The 21,994-nt window shown below is 62.5% G+C and carries 15 protein-coding genes; 6 read left to right on the top strand and 9 right to left on the bottom strand.

Going from position 1 to position 21,994, the window contains the following annotated elements:
- Window positions 1–391 precede the first annotated feature (391 nt).
- The gene (locus DyAD56_RS12460) at window positions 392–2,041 is read left to right on the top strand and encodes a M20/M25/M40 family metallo-hydrolase (protein WP_102303083.1); all 1,650 of its coding nucleotides are present in this window, start codon (window positions 392–394) and stop codon (window positions 2,039–2,041) included.
- 54 nt (window positions 2,042–2,095) lie between these two features.
- Here DyAD56_RS12460 and DyAD56_RS12455 read toward each other — a convergent pair whose 3' ends face one another.
- Window positions 2,096–2,731 (bottom strand): hypothetical protein, encoded by a 636-nt coding sequence (locus tag DyAD56_RS12455; RefSeq protein WP_146010496.1) that lies wholly within the window; start codon window positions 2,729–2,731, stop codon window positions 2,096–2,098.
- Window positions 2,732–2,878: 147 nt separating this feature from the next.
- On the bottom strand, window positions 2,879–3,907 hold the full coding sequence (locus tag DyAD56_RS12450) for a hypothetical protein (RefSeq protein WP_233202400.1): 1,029 nt from the start codon (window positions 3,905–3,907) through the stop codon (window positions 2,879–2,881).
- 411 nt (window positions 3,908–4,318) lie between these two features.
- Between DyAD56_RS12450 and DyAD56_RS12445 the strand changes: the two genes are divergently transcribed.
- From DyAD56_RS12445 to DyAD56_RS12425, 5 genes are all read left to right on the top strand, one after another.
- Window positions 4,319–5,503: an alpha/beta hydrolase gene (locus tag DyAD56_RS12445; RefSeq protein ID WP_233202399.1), complete on the top strand. Its 1,185-nt coding sequence runs from the start codon at window positions 4,319–4,321 to the stop codon at window positions 5,501–5,503.
- A 97-nt stretch (window positions 5,504–5,600) separates the two neighbouring features.
- On the top strand, window positions 5,601–6,611 hold the full coding sequence (locus tag DyAD56_RS12440; protein WP_102303081.1) for a LacI family DNA-binding transcriptional regulator: 1,011 nt from the start codon (window positions 5,601–5,603) through the stop codon (window positions 6,609–6,611).
- 313 nt (window positions 6,612–6,924) lie between these two features.
- Window positions 6,925–9,342, top strand: a complete 2,418-nt coding sequence (locus tag DyAD56_RS12435; RefSeq protein ID WP_102303134.1) for an exo 1,3/1,4-beta-D-glucan glucohydrolase — start codon at window positions 6,925–6,927, stop codon at window positions 9,340–9,342.
- Between the two features lie 370 nt (window positions 9,343–9,712).
- Window positions 9,713–12,145, top strand: coding sequence for a TonB-dependent receptor (locus DyAD56_RS12430; protein WP_102303080.1), 2,433 nt, complete (start codon window positions 9,713–9,715; stop codon window positions 12,143–12,145).
- 173 nt (window positions 12,146–12,318) lie between these two features.
- The gene (locus tag DyAD56_RS12425; protein ID WP_102303079.1) at window positions 12,319–13,899 is read left to right on the top strand and encodes a tryptophan halogenase family protein; all 1,581 of its coding nucleotides are present in this window, start codon (window positions 12,319–12,321) and stop codon (window positions 13,897–13,899) included.
- Between the two features lie 83 nt (window positions 13,900–13,982).
- Here DyAD56_RS12425 and DyAD56_RS23585 read toward each other — a convergent pair whose 3' ends face one another.
- The 7 genes from DyAD56_RS23585 to DyAD56_RS24090 form a co-directional block, all read right to left on the bottom strand.
- Entirely contained in the window at window positions 13,983–14,264 is a 282-nt protein-coding gene (locus DyAD56_RS23585) for a hypothetical protein (protein WP_146010495.1), read from the bottom strand.
- 117 nt (window positions 14,265–14,381) lie between these two features.
- Window positions 14,382–15,404 carry an alpha/beta hydrolase gene (locus DyAD56_RS12420; protein WP_233202398.1) on the bottom strand — a complete coding sequence of 341 codons (1,023 nt, stop codon included), beginning with the start codon at window positions 15,402–15,404 and terminating at the stop codon, window positions 14,382–14,384.
- A 152-nt stretch (window positions 15,405–15,556) separates the two neighbouring features.
- Window positions 15,557–16,018, bottom strand: coding sequence for a hypothetical protein (locus DyAD56_RS12415; RefSeq protein WP_199178953.1), 462 nt, complete (start codon window positions 16,016–16,018; stop codon window positions 15,557–15,559).
- Between the two features lie 108 nt (window positions 16,019–16,126).
- Complete coding sequence (locus tag DyAD56_RS12410) at window positions 16,127–17,077, bottom strand: hypothetical protein (protein WP_102303077.1); 951 nt, start codon at window positions 17,075–17,077, stop codon at window positions 16,127–16,129.
- Window positions 17,078–17,354: 277 nt separating this feature from the next.
- A complete protein-coding gene (gene pip / locus DyAD56_RS12405) occupies window positions 17,355–18,308 on the bottom strand; it encodes a prolyl aminopeptidase (protein WP_102303076.1) in 954 nt (317 codons plus the stop codon).
- Window positions 18,309–18,471: 163 nt separating this feature from the next.
- Window positions 18,472–21,432 (bottom strand): TonB-dependent receptor, encoded by a 2,961-nt coding sequence (locus DyAD56_RS12400; protein WP_102303075.1) that lies wholly within the window; start codon window positions 21,430–21,432, stop codon window positions 18,472–18,474.
- A gap of 231 nt (window positions 21,433–21,663) precedes the next feature.
- Complete coding sequence (locus DyAD56_RS24090; RefSeq protein WP_255409217.1) at window positions 21,664–21,915, bottom strand: MliC family protein; 252 nt, start codon at window positions 21,913–21,915, stop codon at window positions 21,664–21,666.
- Window positions 21,916–21,994: the final 79 nt, after the last annotated feature.

Genomic DNA, 21,994 nt, shown 5'->3' with positions numbered 1-21,994 from the left:
TCTTGCAACTCGGTGATGGCAGTTCTTAGGGCGCGATGGGTTCATCTGCCGTCGACATCGGTGGTGGCGACACGACGCTGTCGTATTGAGAGAGCCAAATCTTTGCGAGCTGCGTTTCCACCGTAGGCACCTCCGATCTCAGATGCTCGGACAGCGCATGGGGGTTAGTGTTGTCGACCAAGTTCGCGCTTTGCATGGCGCTTGCAGAGGTATTGCCTCAGATGCAATGACGAGCCCCGTGCTGATTGAGATAACTGCGTGTCGCGTTGGAAGCGTGACCAAGCTGAAGGAAATCGGCCTTGACAGTCGGTTTGCCCGTCCGCCGCATCCATGGCAACCTCCTTCATTCCATCCCCCGGACGGCCAGCCGTCCGTGCCCATCGGAGTGTCCATGCCTCGCAGGTTCCTCGTCCTCGCGCTTGCCGCGACCCTCACCACCGCCGCGCTCGCGACGGTGCCCGCTCCCGAGCAGCCCGGCCTGGCGCAGATCCGTGAGCGGGACCTGCACGCCGATATCAGCTTCCTGGCCTCCGACGCGCTACAGGGTCGTCTCTCCCTGCAGCCGGGCGATGACGCGGCGGTGCAGTGGATCGCTTCCGAGTTCGACAAGGCCGGGCTCAAGCCCGCCGCGACTGACGCCCAGGGCAAGCCCAGCTTCCTGCAGGCGGTGCCGCTGATTGAGTACCGACCGGACGCCAAGGCCACAAGTCTGGTGCTCAAGCGCAAGGGTAAGGACACCGAGTGGAAGGATCCGGAGGTGTCGGGCGCCTTCCCCACGGATCAGGACGTCTCCGCGCCCGTGGTGTTCGCCGGTTACGGCATCACTGCGCCGGAGCTGGGTTACGACGATTACGCCGGCCTCGATGTGAAGGGTAAGGTGGTGGTGGTGTTCGATCACGAGCCGCAGGAGACCGATCCGAAGTCGATCTTCAACGGTACTGGCAACACCCGCTATGCCACCGGTTACGTGAAGGTGCTGAACGCGCAGGAACATGGCGCGGTGGCGGTGCTGCTGGCACCGGAGCCTTCACACAATCATCCCTCGCAACTGGAAGTGCGCAAGCGCATCGGTCACCAGGCTGAGCACGCGGCCAATCCCATTCCCGCGCAGGCGCTGGCGGACAGTCCCCTGCACATTCCCAGTATGGTCATCTCCGCCGATGTGGAAGACGCCCTGTTGAGCACCAGCGGGAGCACACCGAAAGCCTTGCAGTCGGGCATCGACGCCGACCTCAAGCCGCGCTCGCTGGTGCTACCGGATACCTCGATCAGCCTGCATTTGAAGAACAGCTCGCGTCGCGAGGCAACCACGTGGAATGCAGTGGGCCTGATCGAAGGCAGCGATCCCAAGCTGGCGCCGGAAACCATCATCATCAGCGCGCACCACGATCATGACGGCCAGGCCGGCGACAAGATCTGGCATGGCGCCGATGACAATGCCTCCGGCACGGTGGGTGTGGTGACGCTAGCGCGCGCGTTCGCCTCCAATCCGACCAAGCCCAAACGCTCGATTCTGTTTGCCGTGTTCGCGGCGGAAGAGCGTGGCTTGCTCGGTGCGTACTATCTGGCCGCGCATCCGCTGCGTCCGCTGGACACCACGCGCGCGATGATCAACTTCGACATGATCGGTCGTGACGAGAAGCCCAGCCCGCAGACCGATGGGCTGATCGATATTCCCGCCGACACCAGCAATCGCCTTAATTTGATCGGCGCGGCGTATAGCCCGGATTACCAGCGCACCGTCGCCAAGGCGAATGCGGACGTGGGGCTCACGCTGGACGATCGCTTCGACCACGAGTACGCGTTGAACGTGTTCTTCCGCTCGGACCAGTTCCCGTTCGTGTTGCACAACGTACCGGCGTTCTGGTGGTTCACCGGCTTCCATCCGGATTATCACCACCCGAGCGATACGGCAGAGAAGATCGACTACCCGAAGATGGCGAAGATCCTCAAGCTGGCGTATCTCAGTGCGTGGCAGTTTGCCAACGAGCCAACGCCGCCGAAGTTCGTGTCGCACCCGAGTGGTGATAAAGCGCCGTAAGCGCACCACCACGGTTCATTTGAAAACACCCCGGCTTGCCGGGGTGTTTTTCTATCAGGGACTGAAAGTCACACGGGATTGCGCGCGTTCGATCAAGGCCTTTTCGATGGCCGGCCAGCGATCATGCGCCGCACCGTGCTCGCCTAGCTGCGCTGCGCTGAACCCCGTGGGCGCGAGATCCTCACCGTAGATCACCATCAGCTCCTTGCGTTTTTGCGCGTCAGGCAGATGGACCAGCCGCACATACATGCCATTGGCTGGTCGGGTATAGCCCTTCGTGGCAAGCAGGCGTCGCTGGTGCTCACCGTCCGAGTCTTTCTCGGCGGGCTGGCTGGCATCCTGCACCCAGGTGTCGAGGTAGAAATCCAAACCGTTGATGGTGACGTGGCGCGAGCCCGAGTAGTCGTGATGCATGTCGGGTCGCTCGGGGATATAGGCCTCGAACTGCACCCAGTACAGGCGTTGGATGTGCTTGTCGGCATCGGCATCCGCGAACAGATGCATTTCGCAGTCGTCAAAGCCCAACAACAGCCAGCGGTCGGCGCCCACATACTGTGCCGACGCAGGCAGGTCGATGCGTATCTTCGGGTCGTGGGTAGAGGTGACGGACGTGCCGCTCACCGTTCGTTCCGGCGTCTGTCCGTGTGCCGGCAGTGCAAGGCACGCCAAGGCCAGGGACGCGGTTGCCATCGTTTTCCACATGACTCACCTCGTCGTTTCGCAGAGGGACCGAGGATGCCATTGCGTGCGATGTGCCGTCACATGTCATGTGGCATGGCGAAGGACAGGCCAGGCGTGTCCGCATACAAGATGCGGACACGGGAGTGTCTCAGGTGATCAGCCCTTGGCGGGAGCGTTCTGCTTCGCCATCTGTTGGCAGCCGTTGCTGAAGTTCCGCAGCTCGTTGCGTACCGGATCCATCTCCATCCAGAAGCCGTAGCGCACATTGCCGCCGCGGTCGGCGAGCCACGCGGCCATCAGGTAGGCGGACGGCAGTTGGTTCAACTGCGTCAGCGGAATGCTCTGGGTGAACACCACCGATGAGCCGACCGTAGAAATGTTCGCATGGTTGTCGTCGGCGGCGGGCTTGTCGTTGATCTCGAAGTACGAGTGCGTGGCCCGCGCCACCATCTGACGCGCCCGATCCGCGCCGATGGCGTAGTTCGCCGTGATGGAAAGGCCATCGGGGCGGCACTGAAGAATCAGGCGATGCTCGCCATCACGCGCCTGCTGCGTGAGCGTGAGCGAGGTACCACCGTTAGCTGGGCCATAGACGGCGGTCGGCAACAGGCGACCGTTGTTGGCTAAGCCATCCTTACGCATCTGATCCGCATCGAGCCAGGTCACTTCGCCGCTCGGCGCGCTGCCGAACACCTGCGGATCCACGCCCATGTCCTTCAGGTAGGCCGTGGTCATGGTTGCGGAGGCATTGCCGGCTACCGGTTGCGCGCCAAAGCGGTCGCTGCCCGTGGGCGCCCAGCGGAACAGTCCGCCGGCATAGGCATAGGCGCAGGCATCCACGCATTGCGACGACTTCGGGAAGACCGGCTGAGTCGCGGTGCGTCGCGGCGACCCCAGGTGCGTGGTCATGTTGCCTGCGCGGAACAGGCGTCCGAGCGCGATACCCGCAGCCAGGTCGCCGCCCGGGGAGTTGAGGTAGATGTCGCTGTTGGGCGGGATCTTGCGCGACTGGATCATCGCGCCCACACGCTGCGCTGCGTCTGCGTCGATCAGGCCGTACAGGTAAACCTGCGGCACCTTGGCGACGGACAGTGTCATGCGGTCATCGTTGACCTGCACGGCCAGCTGGTTGCCGCTGGTGCCTTGCGCGGCACTGCGCGACGAGCCTTGTGCATGTGTCTGCATGGCTGCCGCGCCGCCAAGCAGCATGACGAGGGCACATAACGTTCTGCGAAGCGGAAATCCGGAGCGATGCGGGAGATGAGCGACTTGCACGTGAACGACCTGAGCATGCACAGAGATTGGCGAGTGTGCGGCAAATTGGATGTCTCATGGGTGAAGGGGCGCCGCTGGCTTGTTCAATGTCCGGACGGGCGGACAGGGCCGGACGTCCGGGCGCTTGTCCGCGGACGCCGGGTCAGCCGGGCGCTGTCGGCCGCAAGTCACTGATCAAGTGGAGATCTTTCGCGCATCGCAACGCTGGCATGCCGCTTGCTCTATCCACCACAACGGCGCCGCACTGGAGTGCAGGGCGTCGAAGCATCATCCGGCGGAGCAGAGGGGCTCCACGGACTCATATCAGCCAGGAGAGCTGTCTTGAATATCTTGCGCACGTCCGCGTTCGTCACGTTGTTTCTTGCTGCCGGCCTTGTTGCAGGCCACGCCCATGCCGACGACGCGCCCGCCAAACCCGCCACCGCCGCGACCACGCCGGACAAGTCGATGATCTCGCGCGACGAAGTGCGCCGCATCCTCGACAGCAACCGCATGATCATCACGCCGCAAGGCATCGACGAGAAGATCAAGCTGCACATCAACGGCATCGACCAGTGGATATCCATCCGTGGCAAAGACCGCCGCAATCCCATCCTGCTGTTCCTGCACGGCGGCCCCGCATCGCCAGCGATGCCAGAGGGTTACACCTTCCAGACGCCGTGGGAGGACTATTTCACCGTCGTGCAGTGGGATCAGCGCGGCAGCGGCAAGACGTATCGCGCGAACAGCGAGGCCGCGATGGCTCCCGGCATGACCGTGGAAGGCATGACCGACGACGCTGCGCAGGTGGCCCAGTATCTGCGCGAGCATTACCACAAGCAGAAAATCTTCCTGCTTGGGCATTCGTGGGGCACCGTGCTCGGGGTGCATCTCGCGCAGAAGCACCCCGACTGGTTCTACGCGTATATCTCGGTGGGTCAGGTGGTAAACGGCCGTCGCAACGAAGCCATTGGCTATAACTACGCACTGGGCCGCGCCAAGGCCGAAGGCAACACCAAGGCTATCGCTGAGCTCGAAGGCATTGGCCCGTATCCGGGCACGGCAAAGCTCACGCCGGAACGCATCGGCGTGCGAGGTCAGTGGGAGATGTACTACGGCGGTCTCGCCTGGGGTCGCAAGGACTTTCAGTTCGACGTGGATGCCGAGGAACTGTCGCCCGATTACACACGCGAAGACCTGGACGCCATCGACAAGGGCAGCCTGTTCTCGCTCAATCACCTGCTCGATGCACTGCTGGACGTGAACTTCGACCACACCACGCACTTCGATTGCCCGGTGATCGTCTACGTGGGTGCGCACGATTTCACCACGCCGCATGAAACCGCGGAAAAATGGTTCGACGATATCCAGGCGCCTTCCAAGCGACTGGTGAGCTTCGCCGACTCCGCGCACATGATGATGCAGGAGCAGCCGGGACGCTTTCTGGTGCATTTGGTCGACGATGCGCTGCCGCTGGCGCAAAAAGTGGGCGATGCGGCACCGGCGGAGGTCGTTCGCGACCACTGAAGGACGAGGCAAGAGCCGGCGCCCTTCGCTGGTTCTTGTAAAGCGCCTCGGGCAAAAGGCATATTGATCCCGCAGCAGCTTGCAGTCGGGAGTCACTATGCGGGTCCGTCTCGAAGACGTAGCACGTGCGACGGGCGTCTCGCCAAAGACGGTTTCCCGCGTTCTCAATGAAGAGCCTTCAGTAAAGGAATCCACCCGCCAGAAGGTGCTGGCGGCGATGGAGTCCATGAACTACCGCCCGAGCCCGGCGGCACGCGGGCTGGCGGGCAGCCGGTCGTTCCTTGTCGCGATGCTTTACGACAACAACGACAACCCGGCGTCGACGTACCTGGCCGAAGTGCAGGACGGCGTGCTCGATGCATGCGATGCGCACCGCTACAGCATGATGGCGTGCCCGCTGCGCATGCGGGGGCAGGACTTCATCCGCCGCGTGGATGCGCTGGTGTTCGACCATCACATCGACGGCGTCATCATGACCCCGCCGCTTACCGACCACGCGCCCCTGCTCCAGCGCCTGAAAGAGCATGGCGTGCCGTACTCGAGCATTTCGCCGTTGCAACACAGCGGCGCCATCGGTGTGTGCATGGACGAGCAGCAGGCGGCCAAGGCGCTGGTGATGCATTTGGTGGAACAGGGGCATCGCCGTATCGCGCATATCGTGGGCATCGCCAATCACGGCGCCAGCCGTTGGCGCATGGCCGGTTACAAAGATGCGCTGGCGGCGGCGGGCCTGCCGTTCGATCCGCGCTACGTGGTGCAGGGCGAATTCACCTTCGGCTCCGGCGTTATCGCGGCGCGCGAACTGTTTGCGCTGCCTGAGTTGCCCACGGCGATCTTTGCCGCCAACGACGATATGGCCGCGGGCGTGATGTGGGCCGCGAACGAGCGCGGCCTGAAAGTGCCGAGGGATCTGTCTGTCTGCGGCTTCGACGACACACCGCTGGCCACGCAACTGTGGCCGCCGCTCACCACCGTGCGCCAGCCCAGTCGCGAGATGGGCAAGCTCGCCGCGCTGCAATTGATGGAATTGCTGCGGGGACGTGGCGGCCTGCTGGTGCAGGTGCCCTATGCGCTGCAGTTGCGCGAATCGACCTCGCAAGTGCCCTGAGGGCGGCTAGGTACTTCTAACGGTGCCGGGGTGTCTGCTGGCATGGGTACCGATTAATTGATTGATTTAAAATGGTTTATTGGCTCGATCGGACGTCGTCGGGCCCGGGTCTGGGCGTGTTGCAACGCAAATTGACAGCGCTGTCATTTCTGTCAGTCTCGGCGGCACCCGGCTCCGAGGGAGAGCCGGCCCCTGCCTGATGGAGAGAGTCGTGCTGGCTTCCGCTCGTCGCTTGCCTTGTATCCCGACTGTTCTTTTCGTGGCGCTGGCCTGTGCCGGCGCAGGCATCGCGCAGGCGGACGATGCGACGACCGTGCATCCCGATACGTGGCCGCGTGCTACCTGGCCATTCCCGCAGGATGCCGCGTTGGAAGCACGCGTGTCTGGGTTGCTGGCCAAGATGACAGTGGAGGAAAAGGTCGGCCAATTGGTGCAGGCGGACATTCTCAGCGTGACGCCGGATGACGTACGCAACTACCACCTCGGCGCGATTCTTGCCGGCGGCAATTCCAAGCCGCGCGGTACCGTGACGGCCACGGTGGACGAATGGAAAGCAACGTCAGAGTCGTTTTATCGCGCCGCGATGGAAGCCAAAAGCGATCACCCGCCGATCCCGCTGCTGTTTGGCATCGACGCCGTGCATGGCCACAACAATGTCGTGGGTGCCACGTTGTTCCCACAGAATTCCGCGCTCGGCAACACGCACGATCCGGAACTGATTCGGGCGATCGGCGAAGCGACAGCCGCCGAAGTGCGCGCCACCGGCATCAACTGGAGCTTCGCACCCACGCTCGCGGTACCGCAGGATGTGCGCTGGGGGCGATCGTACGAAGGCTATTCGCAGGATCCGAAGCTCGTCGCGCAGTACGCAAAAGCCATGATCGAAGGCCTGCAAGGCAAGGTGGGCACGCCGCAGTTCCTGGATGGTTCGCACGTGCTTGCGTCAGCCAAGCATTTCCTCGCCGACGGCGGTACCAAGAACGGCAAGGACCAAGGCGACGCACAGATCACCGAGGCTGAGCTGCGCGACATTCATGCAGCAGGCTACGTGCCCGCCATCGATGCGGGTGTGCAGGTGATCATGGCCTCGTTCTCCAGTTGGAATGGCCGGAAGATCACGGGCGACAAGGCGTTGATCACCGACGTGCTCAAGCAACGCATGGATTTCCAGGGACTCGTAGTCGGCGACTGGAATGCGCACGGACAGGTGCCGGGTTGCACGAACGAGGATTGCCCGGTTGCCTACAACGCCGGCCTCGACATGCTGATGGCGCCCGATAGCTGGCGCGGCCTCTACGAACACACGCTGGCCGAGGTGAAATCCGGCGTGATCCCGATGGCGCGGCTCGATGATGCGGTCGCGCGCATCCTGCGTGTGAAGTTTCGTGCGGGCTTGTTCGAGGCTGGCGCGCCGTCCTCGCAGCCCATCGTGCAGACGGCGAACCAGGTCGTCGGCAGCCCGGCGCATCGCGCCATTGCACGCCGTGCCGTGCGTGAATCGCTGGTGTTGCTGAAGAACAACGGCGACGTGCTGCCGCTCGACCCACGCAAGCGAATCCTGGTCGCGGGCGAAGGTGCGGACAACATCTCCCGGCAGAGTGGCGGCTGGACGCTCAATTGGCAGGGCACAGGGCTGAAGAACACGGACTTCCCGGGCGCGCAGTCCATCGGCGCCGGTGTCGCCGAGCAGGTGAAGGCTGCGGGCGGTTCGGCGGAGATCGATACGGACGGCCATTTCACGACAAAGCCCGACGTCGCCATCGTCGTGTTTGGTGAAGACCCTTATGCGGAATTCCAGGGCGATATTCCTAATCTCTTGTTCCACCCCGGTGATGATCGCGACCTCGACCTCATTCGCCATCTGCGTGGCCAAGGCATTCCGGTGGTCGCCGTGTTCCTTAGTGGCCGCCCGCTGTGGGTGAATCGCGAGATCAATGCGGCCGATGCGTTCGTTGCGGCATGGTTGCCGGGCAGCGAAGGCGGCGGCGTGGGGGATGTGTTGTTGCGCAAGGCGGACGGCAGCGTCGCCAACGACTTCCACGGCAAGCTCGCCTACGCCTGGCCACGCACGGCCGTGGTGGGGCCGGGCGCACCGCAGTTTCCGTTGGGCTACGGCCTGACCTATGCCGATCACCATGCGTTGCCCAAGCTACCCGAAGCATCGGGCATCACAGGTGAGCAGATTCCGGTCGGTAGCTATCTCGATCAGGGCAAGGCTGTGCATGGCTATGCCTTCACGCTGATGGACGCCAAGGGCGCGTCCATGACCGGCGACGTGTCGCCCGTAACCACGCCGGACGGCAGCCTGCATATGGCCGCGCTCGACTACAAGGCACAGGAAGACGCACGCCGCTTCACCTGGCAGGCGGACAACGCTCAGTTGTCGATTCACGCACGTACGCCGCTGGATCTTGATCGCGAAACCAATGGCGACGTGTTGCTGGTGATGACCCTGCGCGTCGACGCGCTGCCTGCGCGGAACGTATGGGTAGGCATGGGCTGCGGCAGTGCTTGTCAGGGACGCGTGGCACTCAGCAAAACCTTGTCGACATTCGCACCCGGACAGTGGCTGCGCGTGGGCGTGCCGTTGAAGTGTTTTCGTGCGGCGGGTGCGGACATGCACCACATCGATCAGCCGTTTGTGTGGGGTGCGGGCAAGGGCGTGGACATCGCGATTTCCCGCGTCGCGCTGGGTACCGATGTGGATCAGGTGGCTGATTGCGTCAAGTGATGGAAGGGCACGCTTGGGTTGGGTGTCGCAGGCTCTGTAGGTAGGCGTAACTCGCCCTACGGGGTTGCTGGTCGGCAAGGATGCGTTAGTGGTTACGGGCCATGGACGGCTGGATGTCTATTTGCTTTTGCACAAAAAAGCGCCACGCGAGCATTGTCAGTGGTCGAACAAAGCGCGTAACAGTAGGCCTGGGGAAGAGTTCGATGCCTTGCTGCCGCGCGTCAAGCTTCTGCAGGGGAACCGTTTTATGATCGCCATGACAGCGCTGTCATGACCAATAATGACAGCGCTGTCATCGTGGGGATGAGATCAGCCAGTCGCCGTCGAGGGCGGTGACGCCAACAATCCGAACGAATGGAGGGGAAGCCAGATGAAGTTGCGCTATTCGGCGTTGTATATCGCCATGTCCCTAGTGCTCGCACCGAGCGGGGTGCTAGCCGCGGATCAGGATGCAGCGCCGCAGAGCGCGCCTTCGCAAAATCCCGCGGCACCGTCCGACAAGAAGGTGAAGCAGCTCGATGCCATTTCGGTGACCGCGACCAAACGCGAGACGCCGCTGCAGAAAACCCCGGTGGCTGTCAGTGCCATCACGCCCGACACGCTCGACAAGGAGCGTGTCATGACGGTGCAGGATCTGACCAAGCTCGTGCCGGGCCTGCAGGGCACCAGCGAAGGCGACCATGGTGTCGTCACGATGACCCTGCGCGGCATCGGCAATGACAGCGCCAAGACGGAATACGCAGACCCGGAAGTGGCGACTTTTGTCGATGGCGTGTACACGCCGCGTGCGGAAGCCGCCTCGGGCCTGCTGCTGGACATGGATGGCGTGGAAGTGCTGCGCGGCCCGCAGGGCACACTGTGGGGCCGTAACTCCACCGCAGGTGCCATCAGCTTTCAGACGGCCAAACCGGATATCGGCGCGGGCTTCTACGGTAACGCCCAGGTGGAAGCGGGAAACTATAACCAGATGGGCGCGCGTGCTGCGGTCAATCTGCCGATCAGCGACACGTTCGCCATGCGCGTAGCGATGGTGCATGAGCAGCACGACGGCTATGTGGATTACCAGAACCCGTCCAGCGAACTGCCGAGCGTGGCGCAGCAACAGCAGGCCTATCTGGCCTCAGGTGGCAATCCGGCGAAGTTCCAGCCGATCAATGCCGACCAGTACGTGCAGAGCGGTAAGAAGTACAACTCGCAGGATCAGTCTGCGGTGCGCGTGAGCGCGTTGTGGCAACCCAGCGATGCGTTCAAGTGGAATCTCTCGTACGAGTACTTCCTCGATCGCGGCACGCCCGACCTGAGCCTGATGCAGACGCCCCGCCCCGGTCAGGACTTCTGGTCTGCGCTGATCGACACCGCACCGTACCTGGATCGCACCTCCAAGACGCTGCGCAGTCGCATGGACTGGAACATCAACGACGGCATGCAACTCAGCTACATCGCCGGCTACAACCGCTATTCGGGCAAGAGTGACTACGACCAGGATGTCGGCGTTGCCGTACCCACCAGCTTCACCACCGGTGGCGTGTATCAGGACGACCGCACCAACTACTCCAACTATGAAAGCTGGAGCCAGGAAGTGGATCTGAAGTCCAGCGGACCACAGCTGGTCGATTGGATTGTTGGCGCCTACTACGCGTACGAAGACAACAACATCCGCTTCGACATCCCCATCATGAACGGCACCCAGTACGGTTCGGTGAACTGGCAGGGCTCCTTCATCCAGCCGAAGGAAACGGTGAAGTCGTCCGCACTGTTCGGCCAGGCGACATGGCATATCAGCGATCACTGGCGCCTGACGGGTGGCGCGCGCTGGTCGCACGACACCAAGGAAAACCAGGGCGGCATCAACTGGGGTTGGGATTACGACCCCACGGTGCCGCAGGTGCCGATCTCACCGGGTGTGTATCCCAATCCGTCCAACGGCTTCACCATCTCGCAGCAGAACACCGCCAAGTACAGCAAGAGCAAGCCGACGTGGCTGGTTCGTGTCGATACCGACATCAGTTCCAATGGATTGCTGTACGCCAGCGTTTCCACCGGCTACAAGTCGGGCGGCACGCAAGATGCCGGCACGCTTTATCAGCCGGAAACGCTGACCAACTATGAAATCGGCAGCAAGTTCACCTTCCTCGATGGCCACATGACGTGGAACTCGGCCATCTACTACGAAGACTTCAAGAACTTCCAGCTTTCCGCGCCCATCGTTTATCCGGATGGTAACCACGGCCTGGGCTTCTCCAACGTGGGCGGCAGCACGGAAGTCTTCGGCATCGAGTCGGAACTGGTGTACCAGCAGAAAGACGATCGGTTCAATCTGATCTTCTCGTCCATTCCCAAGAAGAAGCTTGGCACGCTGCAATACGCAGGCAGTAACGACTATCAGGGTCTGCCTGCCTGTCCGCCGGCGTCCAACCTTGCCAGTTGCATGAACGTCACCGGCAACGATCTGCCGCATGCGCCGAACGTCTCGCTCACGGCGATCTACGAGCATGACTTCCATCTCGGCAACGGTGGTCGCCTCACGCCTCGTTTGAGCGCGCAGTACCAGAGCACGCAGTGGCTGAGCTACTTCAACCTGGGTTCGGGTGACCAGCAGAAGGCGTATACGCGCGGCGATATCTCGTTGCGCTATACGGAGCCGGGCGACAAGTGGTGGGTCAATGCCTATGTGCAGAACGTGTCGGATGGAAAGATCCGCACCAGCGCGGCGCGATTCCTGATGCCGGATGGCTCGTTGCAGTACGTGTCGCAGTACCTCGCGCCACGTACCTACGGCGTGCAGCTCGGCGTCTGGTTCTGATGAGCAGGGCGGCTCCCCATGATGTTCATGCCGCCCATGATTTGCCGTTCTGCAGGCGACGCTTCGGAAGGCGTCGTCGTCCCTCCCTTTGAATGGCATTTTGGCCGGGTCCACGTGGGGTGGCCCGGCGTTTCTTTCACGCCTTCGTTTGCGACAAAGCGCGGGGAGACTTCATGGCTCGTCTGAAGAAAGTGTTGATCGTCGGCGGCGGCACGGCGGGCTGGCTCGCCGCATGCTATCTCGCCAAGGCGGTGAATGCGGTCGATCCGCAAAGTGTGCAGGTGCATCTGGTGGAGTCGCCGGACATCGGCCTGCTGGGGGTGGGGGAGGCAACCTTTCCATCGATCCGCGGCACGCTCGCTGCCATCGGCCTCGACGAACGTCGCTTCCTGGTCGGCGCGACGGCGACTTACAAGCAGGGTATCCACTACCGTCATTGGGTTCGCCCGCCAGGCGCACCGGGTGCCGATCATTTCTTCCACCCCTTCAATGCACCGAGCCAGCGCCCCGGTGGGCCGGAACTGCTGCCGTACTGGCTGCTGGGCGCGGCGCCGGAAGGCATGCCATTCGCCGACGCGGTGTCGATGCAGACCGCGCTGGTCGATCGTTCGCGTGCACCTAAGCGATTCAATGACCCGGATTATCAGGGGCCGATGAACCACGCGTTCCATTTCGATGCGGCGTGCTTCGCTCGCCTACTCGCCGAACACGGACAGGAAACCCTGGGTGTGAAACGCCACGTAGCGACGGTGGAGCGCACCGAGTTGGACGAGCACGGCGCCATCGCGCGTGTGGTGACCAAGGAACTGGGCGAGCTTACCGCCGACCTGTACGTGGACTGCACTGGCTTGCGCGGCATGTTGATCGGCAACGTCATGCAATCACCGTTCCGCGGCCGCGCCGACGTGCTATTTGCCGACCGGGCCGTGGCCATGCAGGTGCCTTATGAGAAGGCCGATACGCCGATCCCGTCCTACACCATTTCCACCGCGCAGGAAGCGGGTTGGATCTGGGATATTGGGCTGCAAAAGCGCCGCGGTGTGGGTTATGTCTACTCGTCGCGACATACGTCCGATGAGCGTGCGGAAGAAGTCTTCCGGGGCTACCTTGGTGCTGCCGCCGAAGGCCTCAAGGCCATGCACATCAAGTTCGAAACGGGTTATCGACCCGAGCATTGGCGCAAGAACTGCGTGGCCGTGGGGCTCGCGGGTGGTTTCGTCGAACCGCTGGAATCCACCGGCATAGCACTGATCGAGTTGGCGACGTATCTGCTTACGCACTTGCTTCCCAACGATACGGACGAAATGGAGCGTGCCGCGCGGCATTTCAACGAGATGATGGTGGCGCGCTATGACCGCATCATCGACTTCATCAAAATGCACTACTGCCTGAGCCAGCGTCGCGACTCGTCCTTCTGGATCGACAATGCCGAGGCCACAAGCATCCCGCTCACCCTTCAGGACAAACTGGCGCAGTGGAAACATCGTCCACCGCATCGGCTCGATTTCGTCAGCGACCTCGAAATGTTCCTGGTGTCGAGCTGGCAATACGTGTTGTACGGCATGGAATTCAAGACGGACTTCAGTGCCATGCGCAGCGCGTATCCACGTGTGGATGAAGCGCGGCAGGAGTTTCGCAACATCCAGCTTGCCGCGTCGCAAGCGCTGCATGATCTACCCGATCATCGGTCATTGGTCGAGCGGATGTGCCGTGAGTATCGGGAGCGCGCAGGGATGGATAGCGCCTTGGCTTGAACCTCCGATTTGCACGGCGTGCCAACGCTGAAGCATCTAGCCGCCGCGCCCGCGGACACGGGGTGTCCGCGCAGTGACCGCCTTCACGACGGGCGGCGTTTGAACACCGCGCGGTGCTCGAACACCATGCTGAGCACAGCCCAGAGGCCGCCGAACAGAATTCCGCCGAGGATCGTCGACACAAGCATGGAGTCGTAGAAGAACCGGTGCGCGGTCACGGCAACCCAGATCGACGGTAGAAGCGCGGCCGCGGTCCACGGCCATGGTGGGCCATATCCGATCTCCGCATGGCAGCTGTGGCAGGCCTTATGGCCCCTGCGCACTTCGAGGGTGCAGTGAGGGCAGATGATGTAGTCAGGGGACAAGAAGGCCACCGTGGGGCGAAAAGGCCACCACCGTATGCGTGGAACAGTATTCGTTCCATCGGATCAATCTGAAATGGCGGCCGTTCGGGCTAACCACGTCACCGAGTGGCGCTCGTCTTACTCTCGTCCATCCGATGCCTTCTGAATCACCTGAGCGACCGCTTTGGCGACCGTCGCAGGCTGATCGAGTTGAATGTCGTGCGACGTATTGGCAACGGTCACGCGACTGCTTCGCGTCGATGTGGCTGCGATGGCGGACTGGGTCTTCTCTTTGGCCAGCTCCAGCGATGGGCGAACGTCGGCGGGCGCTTCTGCATAAGTGCCTGAGGCCGACAACACGATCATGGGCAGCGTACCGAGCGATGGCGTGGAGGTTACCTGCTGACTGAATACGGTGAGGTTGTCGTGCAACTCCGACGACAACGTTTGCCAGAACGCCGGCTTGCGTTTGTAGGCCGCGATGGCCGCGTTCACTTCCGCGCTGGCTTGGGCGTTGCCCGCGGCAACGCAGCTTTTCAACGCGGGCGGTGGCGATGCCAATTCATTCTTTTCGGCAGCGTCCCTGCACTGGTCGATGAACGCAAAGCGATGTGTGGTCATGGCGTCTTCTTCCTTTGCCCATGCCGGCGCGTACGCTGCCACGTTTTGCGCGGGAGGATCGATCAGCACGACACCGGCTACATCGCCGGCGTAAGTGGCGGCATAGCGCCGTACGATGTTGGTGCCCAGCGAATGCCCAACCAGGACCAACGGTGTCTTGAGCCCGGCTTTATGGATCAGGGCGTGCAGGTCGGAGATGTCGGCGGCCAGGTCACGTGGCATGGGGCCAAGGTCACTGAAGCCGTAACCGGCGCGGTCATATGAGCAGACCCGATAGTGCGCGGCGAGCAATGGCTGCAGGCGAAACCATGTGGTGGTGTCGGCATGCGAACCCGACTCCAGCAGCACGGTGGGCGAACCATCGCCCTCGCAACGAAGGTTGAGCCTGCGATGGGGCGCGATCTCCACCGGTGTTCCCGCGTGGGCATAACTGTCGGGAATGCTCTGCGGGAGGGGGACGTCAGCGCCTTCCGCGTGGGCAACGAACCCCCCTACGGATAGCGGCAGCAAAAAGGCGAACAGGCGACGGCTTGCTTTCACGACCTTCCCCTTGAGGCGCCGCAGCCCGGCGAGCTGCATGGCGTGCCTGGAAGTGGACTACCTGGGGGCGCGAAAGTTCGATGATACGTAGGGCGAGACGGCTACGCCGCCGATCATCAGGACCGGCGGCGCACCGAAACGAACGTCAATGCTCAGCGATAGTTGCGCACGTCGTTGATCGCATGGTCGACGGCGGCTTCTGCCTGGTCGACGTGCATCAGCGAGCGGTGCTTCAGCTCGCGAGTCATCGGATCATCTTCCTCGCGATTGAGGTCGTTATGCACCTTGGCCAGCAGATCCGCGGCCTGGTGCAGTCGACCCGGCTGGTCCATCGGCAAGTCCACCTGCGGATGGTCGTTGAGATCCTTGCCGTCGTCGTAGGCAGCGTGCTTGATCTCGCCGATAGCGCGGTCGATCTCGGTGATCGCGATGTCTTCCTGGCTGCTTACGGCGGCGTCGCCGGGACGATGCGAAATCATCCAGCGCGCTGTGCGTAGGTCGGACAGCGCATGCAAGTACGCCGGATGCCGTCCGGGCATATCGGCGTGGGCGGACAACGGCAACAGCACGGCGATACCGGCAGTCAGGATCATGCGTTTAAACAGCAACTTCATGCGGCCCCCTTGGGTGTGAAAGTGGCCGCATTATTCAGTGCTGTTGCTTGCGCATGCCTTGCATGGAAATCGTGTATTTAGCGGGCAGTCGGCGACGGCGGGAGCGGCTCATGGTGTCACTGCGACGCCGGCTGAACCGAAGGTGCGGATGGTTTCCTCAATAGCGAAGTCCGCCGCATTGGTTGACGTATTTGCATGGTAGCTATCCCAGTCGCGCTCCATGGCGCGAAGTAGTTCTCGCCGCGGCGTGTCACCTTCGTCATGGGCAGGTACGGCGCTTGCGGCGCCATAGCTTGTGGCAAGCTTGGATGCGATGAGCAGGCACAGCGCCTCCTCGATGTCGTACGCGGTGCCGCCGCGTGTAGAAATCAGCGCGATGGCGTGGTTCGCGTCCTTGCGCGTCTTCCAGTCGTTACCGTGTCCACTCATCATCATGTGCGTGCCTTCATAGCCGACCACGGCAGGAAGGCTGGCGTCCTTTGTTGTCGCAAACATGATCGGCGGGTTCTGCATGTTCGTTCCAAGTGGGCCTAGCGCGATCAGGGCGACTTTCACCGAAGGGTATGGAAAGCGCATGCGGGTAAGTGTTTCAAGTCGCGCGACAGGACGGCTGCTGGCTTCCTCCGCCCTCCATGTGGCGATGGTGGCTTGCTCCTTCGGTTCCACATGCTGTTGCCAGTAAGCCATGAAAGCCGGGAAATGCCGCTCGCCCTGCTTCAGCGCGTCGATCAGCACGGCACTGTCATCGTAGGTGTACGCGAGCTTGTACAGGTCGGCGTAGCTGCGTACATCCGACGCCATCGCATAGGCCGGCAGGAACGCTCCCGTATTGAGTTCCTTGACGTCGTCCATTGGCACCGAGGCGCGCAGGTCGGGAAAGGCGGCGCTGTCCCGATGCAACAGGTAGGTCAGGAAGTCGGCGTAGGGCGATGCCTCTAATTCCAGTTTGCCGCCGCTATCACCGGCGTGCGGCGCCGGCGACATCGCCATGGATGTGCACGACAGCAGGCATGCAGCCATGAGCATTCCACGCAGCAATACCTCTTTGCTCGTTTCCATGTCGCCCTCCCAGGTTGTGCAGACCTAACGGCAATCCCTATAGCCAAACACTCACCGTCGATCGGACCGACGAGTCTGGCCGAGCCATACGCGAGCGCGAGAGGCGCTGCGCAGCAGACGTGTTTGATTGCAGGCGACGTGATGACAGGGGACGTCGTCGCCATGCCAGCGCATCAAAACGCACCGGTCGGGCGATGGCAAGGGGGAGAAATCGGCCAGCCACGGGCCTTTGATTAGCCGCGCGTAAGCGCCCCTTGCTCGGGGCGCTTGCCACAGGTCAAGCGTAGCGGTCTGCCAACGCGTCCGTTGCATTCACCAACACGTCCACGATGGCCGGATCGGGGGCGCTATGTCCGGCCAGCACGATGTGGAACGCCGCTTCCGGCCACGCCGTGGCTAGGTCGTAGGCGTTCTTCACCGGGCAGATGACGTCGTAGCGGCCGTGCACAATGGTTGCCGGAATGCGCCGGATGCGGTCCACGTCGCGCAGCAGTTGATCAGGCTCCAGGAACACCTGATGGCGGAAGTAGTGTGCTTCGGTACGTGCGACGCTCACTGCTGCGTGTGGATTCTCGAAGATGCCCGGTTCATTCGGATCGTGGACCAGCGTCGTGCTGCCACCTTCCCAGTTGCTCCACGCCATCGCGGCGGCCACACGCACGGACTCGTCGTCGCTGTCGAGACGGCGCCAATAGGCTTCGACCATGTCGTCGCGTTCGTTCTCGGGAATGTGGGCGACGTAGTGCGACCAACGCTCAGGGAAGATCCAGCGCGCACCGCCATCGAGCTCGTTGAACCAGCGCAGCTCGCCGGGGCGGCCAAGGAAGATGCCGCGCAGCACGAGCCCGAGCACGCGCTCTGGGTGCGCCTGCGCGTAGGCCAGCGCGAGCGTAGAGCCCCACGAGCCGCCGAAGACCACCCAGCGCTCAATGCCCAGGTGCTCGCGGATCGTTTCGATGTCCCCGACGAGATGCCCGGTGGTGTTATTGCGCAGCTCCGCATGCGGCGTCGAGCGACCCGCGCCGCGCTGATCGAACAGCACGATGCGATAGCGTGCGGGATCGAAGAAGCGGCGGTGATACGGGGACACGCCCGAACCGGGGCCGCCGTGCAGAAACACCACCGGTAGGCCATGCGGGTTGCCGCATTCCTCGATGTGCAGCTCGTGGATGTCATCCACGCGCAGGCGCTGGGTGCGATAGGGCTCGATCTCGGGGTATAGCTCGCGCATGGTGCTGCTCCGTCGGCGTACCGTCGAAGCATAGCCACCCCGTAGTGCTTGAGGAAACCGTGACCTACGGGGGAGTGGGCATGGCAGCTTGTCCGGCGACGCCGGCCATCCCGTTCAGGAGGGCCGGCGCTCCGTGCGGCAAACCACGCCCATGCCGCGGGCGTCAGAGTTTGTAGTTGACGCCGAACATCACCGTACGTCCCCAGGTGTTGTAGTCGAGCGGTCGGCCGATCTGCGTGTTGTCGGGCAGGTTGGAGATCTGCTCGGTCTTGTACGGCGAGTTGGTGAGGTTGTAGATCTGCAGCAGCACCGACAGGCCGTTCCATTGGCCCTGGGTGAAGGCGTAGCCGGCCTGGAAATCGGTCTGCTTGTCGGCCAGCACCTTGTTGTAGCCCAACTGGTCGAACAGCGCGACGGCCTCGCCGGTGAACGAGGAACGGTAGCGCTCCGTGATGCGGAACGACCAGCCGTACTTCTCGTAGTACAGCGTGAGGTTGGCGATCTTGCGCGACAAGCCGGGCAGGGTGGACGGCGCGCCCGGAATCGACGACACCGCGCTCACCGGAACGGTGCTGTTGATCAGCGTGAAGTTGCCCTGCATGCCGAAGCCGTCCAGCGCGCGCGCAACCATGCCGCCCTCCAGTGCGCCGGACAGTTCCAGACCCTGCATCTTGCCGCCGGTGCCGTTCTCCGGTGTGGTGAACGAGCCGTAGTTGCTGGTGGGCTTCAGCGTGGGCGTGTCGTTGGTGTAGTTGGAGAAGTCGTAATCAAGGACGGTCTTGTTATAGATGTAGTTCAACAGGTTCTTGTTGAACACCGCGGCAGCCACATAGCTGGACTTGCCGAAGTACTTCTCCCACGACAGGTCGGTGCCCACAGCCACGTACGGCTTGAGGTTCGGGTTGCCGCCGCTGCCCGACCACAGCACCTGTCCCGCGCCAGGGCCGCTGCTGACTTCGCCCACGCTGGCGGAAGAGGCCACCTTCTCATCGTCGATGCGTCCGCGCGCCATGGTCTTGGCCAGGCCGAAGCGCAGGTACTGGCGGTCGCCGATCTGCGCGATCAGATTCAGGCTGGGCAGCACATTGTTGTAGGTTGTGCCGCCCGTGAGCGTACCTACCAGCGCGTCGCCGTTGGTCTGGTACGCCTGCGACGACTGGTCGGTGTGCACAAACTGCACGCCCATGTTGCCGGTGATCGGCACATTGCCCGCCATCGTGTCGAGGTTGAACTTCACGTAGCCGACCGGGACTTTCTCCTCGACCGTATAGTTGCGGCTCCAGTCGGACTGCCCATTGCGCTCGGTGAGATAGAACTGGCTGGCCAGCGCGCCGAGCACGTTGTAGTTGAGGATGGGGCCGATGCCGCCGTAGTCGATGGACGTGGGGCTGTACAGGAATCCCGAGTCGACTGGCACGCCCATGCCAGGGTGATAGTTGCCCGAATCCGAGCCGTTGCCGTTGCCGTTGAGCCAAGCGTAGTAGACATTGGCCGACTTGGTCTTCGTGCGGTCCGAATAGTTCACGCCCACATCGACGGTGCTGAAGATCCAGCCCACCGGATGGGACACTTGCAGACGTATCGCCTTGATCTTGTCGTCCTGGTGATCGAACTCCTCACGGCCGTTGTAGCCATAGCTGTCCGGATCGGTGAACACGATGGCGGAGGGATCAGCGAGATTCACGCCGGTACGGAAGTTCGGGAAGCCGTAGTTGGCTGGAGTGGCGAACTGCACGTTGGTGGTGCCATGGTGTTCGATGCCAGAGAACAGATAGGCATCGCGCAGATCTTTCTTCGCGCTGGAATAGGACAGGTCAGCCATAGCCTCCCAGCCGTTGCCGAAGCTGAACTGGTTGTTCCAGCCCACCGAGAACAGCTTGTCCTTTTCCTTGGTGTATTCGTTCTGCAGAATCGGCCGGATATTGTCGATGGTGCCGGTGGTGACGATGGGATACGGCGAAGCGGGCACTGTGCCCACGTTGCTGTACACAGCCGGGCCTGCACTGTCGTAAGGTCCGCTCGCCCACTGTACGCCGTTGGTGTACTTCTTCTCGTCGAAGGTGGAGTAGTACATGTCGAGCGTGGAGTGGTAGACATCATTCGGTGCCCATTCCACGACGGCCATCAGGCCGTTGCGCAACTGGTTTTCGGATTGCGCGCGCAGCTGCATGCCTTGCTGTGAAAGCACACCATTCGGCATGCCTAGCGTATGTGGCCCGCCCCATGCGCCTTCGATGCTGCCGGGGCCGTTATCCGGGCTCCACCACCACGCTTGGTACTGCTTCTCCTGGATGGGCGAATCGAGCTGGGCAAAACCCACCGCCACGCCCAGCGTGTGGTCGAGGAACTGATCCACGTACGAGAAACTGGCGCGGTGGCCTAGCGTACCCGTGTCTGTGCCAGGGTTCTGCTTGCCGTTGGTGGTGTATTCGCCGCGCAGGTTCGCGACGATGGCGCGGTTGGGCAGATCCAGCGGCTTGAGCGTGTGCAGATCCATCGTGCCGGAAAGGCCCTGGCCGATCAGGCTGGCATCGGGCGTCTTGTAGACGACGGCGCCGCTGATGAGTTCGGCGGGGTACTGGTCGAACTCGACGCCGCGGTTCTCGCCGATGGTGGCCTGTTCGCGTCCATTGAGCGTGGTGCCGCCGAAATCGGGCGAAAGACCGCGAATGGAAATCTGGTCTGCGCGACCATCGACGCGTTGCGTCGCCAGGCCGGGCAGGCGGGCAAGGCTCTCGGCGATGCTTGCGTCCGGCAGTTTGCCGATGTCTTCAGCAGAGATGGCCTCGACGATATTGGTCGCCTTTTCCTTGGTCTTGATCGAATTCTCGATGCTGCCCGCGATGCCGGTCACGACAATCGCATCGAGATTGGCCGCCCGGTCTTCGGATTTCGGCGCGGGCTTCTCCTCCGGCGTTGTCTGCTTGGTGTTCGCGGGCGCGGCCTGTGTTTTCGGCGGCGTGGCGGTTGTCTGGTCCTGTGTTTGCTGAGCCTGCACTTGTTGGGCGTGGGCCGGCTGGAAGCCGGTCGTTGCGAGTAGTGCGGCAGTGCAGGCTATGGCGAGCGGGCGCTTGGCCCAGGCGGTGGAACGTACGACAAGATCCCTTGAGCGGCGACAATCCATTCTCTTCCCCGAGTCGTTGTATGTCCTGGCTGTGTCCCCCGACACAGTGCGACGCGGATCCCACGGCACGGCTTCAATCTCTTGCGAAAAAAAAGGCCGCACAGCAGGTTTCTGCGTGCGGCCAGAGCATGGTCGAGAGAACTTGCCGCGTCATCATGCGACGCAGCAACTTGCCGATATCGTTTAAAGAGGCGGCGGTTTCCGTTCAGCGTGATGAGGAAAACGTCATTTTTAATGTGACGCTGACGTGCATCCCCCGATGATTGGCGCGGCATTCGGGCCGGCCGTCATGTCGTAGAGATCGCCGTTGTTGCCCTTGGTCCACCACACATAAGGGCCGGCGACGTACCGGACGCCCGACGCGGCGAGCGTATCGACGAACAGCATCGCGTTGCCCTTCACTGTGAGCATGGCGAAGCTCTGTCCGCCCCTGGCGGTTGTAGTAGGTGACCTTGAGCGATTGGCCGCCGTGGCACTGGTAATCGCGCACCAGGGTGTTGTCGACGGGGATGGGCGGTAGATGTGTCGTGTCGGCCATCGCCACTGTGCCAGCCAGCAAAGC

Origin of the sequence: Dyella sp. AD56 (assembly GCF_002878475.1) — a bacterium.
In the GTDB taxonomy this organism is placed as follows: Bacteria; Pseudomonadota; Gammaproteobacteria; order Xanthomonadales; family Rhodanobacteraceae; genus Dyella.
This window is presented reverse-complemented; position numbering and strand designations above follow the sequence as displayed.

Coding starts and splice junctions, on each gene's coding strand:
- DyAD56_RS12430 (WP_102303080.1), top strand. CDS start 9,713: ATGAAGTTGCGCTATTCGGCGTTGTATATCGCCATGTCCCTAGTGCTC.
- DyAD56_RS12410 (WP_102303077.1), bottom strand. CDS start 17,077: ATGGAAACGAGCAAAGAGGTATTGCTGCGTGGAATGCTCATGGCTGCA.
- DyAD56_RS12450 (WP_233202400.1), bottom strand. CDS start 3,907: ATGCAGACACATGCACAAGGCTCGTCGCGCAGTGCCGCGCAAGGCACC.
- DyAD56_RS12455 (WP_146010496.1), bottom strand. CDS start 2,731: ATGGCAACCGCGTCCCTGGCCTTGGCGTGCCTTGCACTGCCGGCACAC.
- DyAD56_RS12425 (WP_102303079.1), top strand. CDS start 12,319: ATGGCTCGTCTGAAGAAAGTGTTGATCGTCGGCGGCGGCACGGCGGGC.
- DyAD56_RS12400 (WP_102303075.1), bottom strand. CDS start 21,432: ATGGATTGTCGCCGCTCAAGGGATCTTGTCGTACGTTCCACCGCCTGG.
- DyAD56_RS12460 (WP_102303083.1), top strand. CDS start 392: ATGCCTCGCAGGTTCCTCGTCCTCGCGCTTGCCGCGACCCTCACCACC.
- DyAD56_RS12415 (WP_199178953.1), bottom strand. CDS start 16,018: ATGAAGTTGCTGTTTAAACGCATGATCCTGACTGCCGGTATCGCCGTG.
- DyAD56_RS12440 (WP_102303081.1), top strand. CDS start 5,601: ATGCGGGTCCGTCTCGAAGACGTAGCACGTGCGACGGGCGTCTCGCCA.
- pip (WP_102303076.1), bottom strand. CDS start 18,308: ATGCGCGAGCTATACCCCGAGATCGAGCCCTATCGCACCCAGCGCCTG.